Source organism: Desulfonatronospira sp. (genome assembly GCA_003563255.1).
Taxonomy (GTDB): Bacteria; Desulfobacterota; Desulfovibrionia; order Desulfovibrionales; family Desulfonatronovibrionaceae; genus Desulfonatronospira.
The window spans coordinates 1-3,346 of record PWSL01000308.1 but is presented as its reverse complement, the minus strand read 5'-3'; the positions used below and the strand labels follow the sequence as shown (position 1 = coordinate 3,346).

Below are 3,346 nucleotides of genomic sequence, written 5' to 3'. Positions count from 1 at the left end.
GACCTCCGGGGACTGGCTCTTTTGCCGCCTGTTATTTTGTTCAATTGCAAGTTATCAAACGGCAAAAGTGCCTGTCCCCAATTGAGACAGGTTATAAATTTTTGAAGTTTCGCTGTAGTGTAAATATTTCTGATGAAAATAACTTTATACCACCCTGGAAATATTGAGGGAGCAGGACGGTTCCGCCTCTACCCCCTCAATATTGTTTACGTAACCATTCAGGGGAATGCCGAAACCGGCCAGTAATCAACACCGAGGACCCTCTGAATGGTTACTTGTTTACACCTGGAGAGCGTTACCAGATGGGTACGTACCCGCCCTCAACAATGAGCTCAGCGTTATCCGGATGCTGAATGTAGTTAATGAACCTGAGCACATCCCCGGAAGGCCAGTTGTCGGTGATCAGCCACAGGCTCCTGGAAACAGGATATTCGCCTGATGCTGTGGTTGTAGAGGTGGGCATTACGCCGTCAACCTTCACGCTTTTAAGCCTGTCGGTAAGATATCCCAGGCCGATATACCCGATGGCATGCCGGTTATCCTGAACTGCCTGGACAATAGCTCCGTTGGAGGCCAGCATCTGGGCCCTGGGAGTCAGGCGATCGCCCTTGAGTACCTCATCACTCCAGACCACGTAAGTACCTGAATCGGAGTCTCTGGAAATTATGGTAATTCTCCGGTCTGTTCCCCCAACCTCTGACCAGTTGGTAATATCGCCGTTATAGATTTTCCTGAGTTCTTCCAGACTCAGTTCATCTACGGGATTATCCGGATGGACCACAGGGATGATGCTGTCGAAGGCAATGACAAAGGGAACCGGATAAATACCGTTGTCAACGGCCTGCTTCACTTCGCTGTCCCTGATCCATCTTGAAGTCTGGGCGATGTCAGTAGTACCGTCGATCAAGGCCGCGATGCCCCTGCCGGAACCCCCACCGGAAATAGAGAAATTGAAACCGGGATTGTCTTCCATAAAGGCCTCCGACACTACCTGCGTAACCGGCAAGACTGTGGTTGAACCATTGATCTTAAGCTCACCGGCCTTTACCGGCGCTGCCAACAGGCACAACCCAAAAACCAAAGAACCCAGCAAAACCAAAAATCTGTTCATTTTAAACCTCCGAAAAAATTGTTGAAATTAAGACTGGATGACGTCCAGCCCTGACATGAAAAGTGTTTTAAACATCTTTGGATTGTTTTTCATGCCGAACATGTGGTGATATTGTTACAATTGTGAAACAGTTAAAAAGTATTTTCTGCCTATCAGAGACTGGATACCTGCGCTCTGTGTTTGCTTGAAAAGTAACCTTCTCGTAATGCTTTTGTAACAAATGAAACGTAGAAATATCCTGGTTCATCAATACGAGAGTCCTTTGAGCAAGGGCTTGCCCAAAAAATTCACAAGAAGAGGTTTTTTCATTCATGCTGAACAGATTCTGCCCAGCAATCCCTTATCCGGAGGCGTGGTCCAGGATATGGATCCCAATAAAAAAATCAGTCTGGACAAGGAGCACTGCTGTCTGGAGGTCAAGGACCTCAATCTTTTTTACGGCTCGACCCAGGCCCTGAAGTCCATTAACATGAAAATACCTGTAAAACGGGCTACAGCCTTTATCGGTCCCAGCGGTTGCGGCAAATCAACCCTGTTGCGCTGTTTCAACCGGCTTAACGATCTGATAGATATATGCAGAGTGCAGGGGGAGATAAAACTGGACGGAGAAAATATATATGATCCCAAAGTGGATGTTGCCGAACTCAGGCGCAGAGTGGGCATGGTCTTTCAGAAACCCAATCCTTTTCCCAAATCCATCTTCGACAATATCGCCTTTGGCTTGCGCCTCAAGGGCATAAGAAACAAAAAGCATTTAAGTGAAGTGGTGGAAAAATCCCTGAAAGGAGCGGCCCTTTGGGATGAGGTCAAAGACAGGCTACATGAAAGCGCCCTGGGGTTATCCGGAGGGCAGCAGCAGAGGCTGGTCATTGCCAGGGCCATAGCCATTGAACCTAATGTGATTCTGCTGGACGAACCCTGTTCTGCCCTGGACCCCATTTCCACATCCAAGATAGAAGAGCTGATTTATTATCTAAAAGAAAGCTATACCATTGTAATCGTCACCCACAATATGCAGCAGGCAGCCAGAGTTTCAGACTTTACCGCATATATGTACCTGGGGGAGCTCATTGAGTACAGGGATACCATCACCATGTTCACCAATCCCAGAGAAAAAACAACCGAAGAATATATAACCGGCAGATTCGGATAATTTTATCTTATCAGGAGACAGAATATGACACATTTGACACAGGAACTGGACAGGCTGAACATGAAGGTCATGCAGATGGTGGTCCAGACGGAGCAGGCACTGAGCAAGACCGTGAACGCTTTCTCCCGCATGGATGCGGATCTGGCCCAGGAAGTGGTGGATCATGACAAGGAGATCAATGAACTGGAAGTGCTCATTGACCAGCTTTGCCTGCGTCTCCTGGCCCTGGAGCAGCCCGTGGCCAGGGACCTGCGCTTTATCCTGGGGGCCATGCGCCTGAGCAAGGATCTGGAGCGTATAGGGGACGAATCTGCCAACATATCCGATGCAACCATATTTTTAAGCCTGCATCCTCCTCTGGATTTTTACGACCAGATCCAGATCATGGGCCAGAAGGCCTATGACATGCTCCAGGAAGCTATAATCGCCTTTTCCTCTCCGGATACAGAAAGGGCCATAAATGTCTGCCGCATGGATTTCGAGGTGGATGAGATAAACTCAAAAATCCTTAAACTCAGCATCGAGCATATGAGCATGAACAGCGGTGCGGTTGAGCAGGGCGTTCAGAGCATAAATATCGCCAGGCGCTTTGAACGGGTGGCGGATCTGGCCACCAACATAGCCGAAACCACCATGTTCATCGTGCAGGGCACCAGCATCAAGCATTCCTGCCAGTTTGACGACCGGGTTTAGTCAAACCCACCGTCTGTTGCCTGCCTGAAGCCGCTTGTTCACTATTCATGTCTGGCGGCATTGATTCTTTTTTCTATCGGGATTATAGTATATGCATGGATAACGAATGGATAAAACTGGATGTCCCAAAATTTATCACCCCTTATGAAGATGTGACTGCAAAAAGTCATTTTTGCAGTCACAGACGTCAGAGATCAGACGTCAGAGGTCAGTGAAATCAAAGAGTTATATATATTTTTGATTTCTGAATAATTTACTTTCCGACTTTTTGCAGGTGCATCTTATGAAAGAGGTTCCCAATGAATATCTGCCATTTCTGTGGAAACAGCAATTTTAAAGACACCGTCTGTGAATATACTTACAAACGCGACGGCAGGATGTTGTTCGTG

3 protein-coding genes are annotated in these 3,346 nt (G+C 47.5%); 2 read left to right on the top strand and 1 reads right to left on the bottom strand.

What is annotated here, in order from left to right:
* Positions 1-295: 295 nt before the first annotated feature.
* A complete protein-coding gene (locus tag QZP87_RS09100) occupies positions 296-1,111 on the bottom strand; it encodes a PstS family phosphate ABC transporter substrate-binding protein (protein ID WP_291322602.1) in 816 nt (271 codons plus the stop codon).
* A gap of 364 nt (positions 1,112-1,475) precedes the next feature.
* On the opposite strand from QZP87_RS09100, the gene pstB reads away from it, so the two are divergent.
* A complete protein-coding gene (gene pstB, locus QZP87_RS09095; protein ID WP_291322603.1) occupies positions 1,476-2,264 on the top strand; it encodes a phosphate ABC transporter ATP-binding protein PstB in 789 nt (262 codons plus the stop codon).
* Positions 2,265-2,288: 24 nt separating this feature from the next.
* Positions 2,289-2,957: a phosphate signaling complex protein PhoU gene (gene phoU, locus QZP87_RS09090; RefSeq protein WP_291322601.1), complete on the top strand. Its 669-nt coding sequence runs from the start codon at positions 2,289-2,291 to the stop codon at positions 2,955-2,957.
* Positions 2,958-3,346 lie beyond the last annotated feature (389 nt).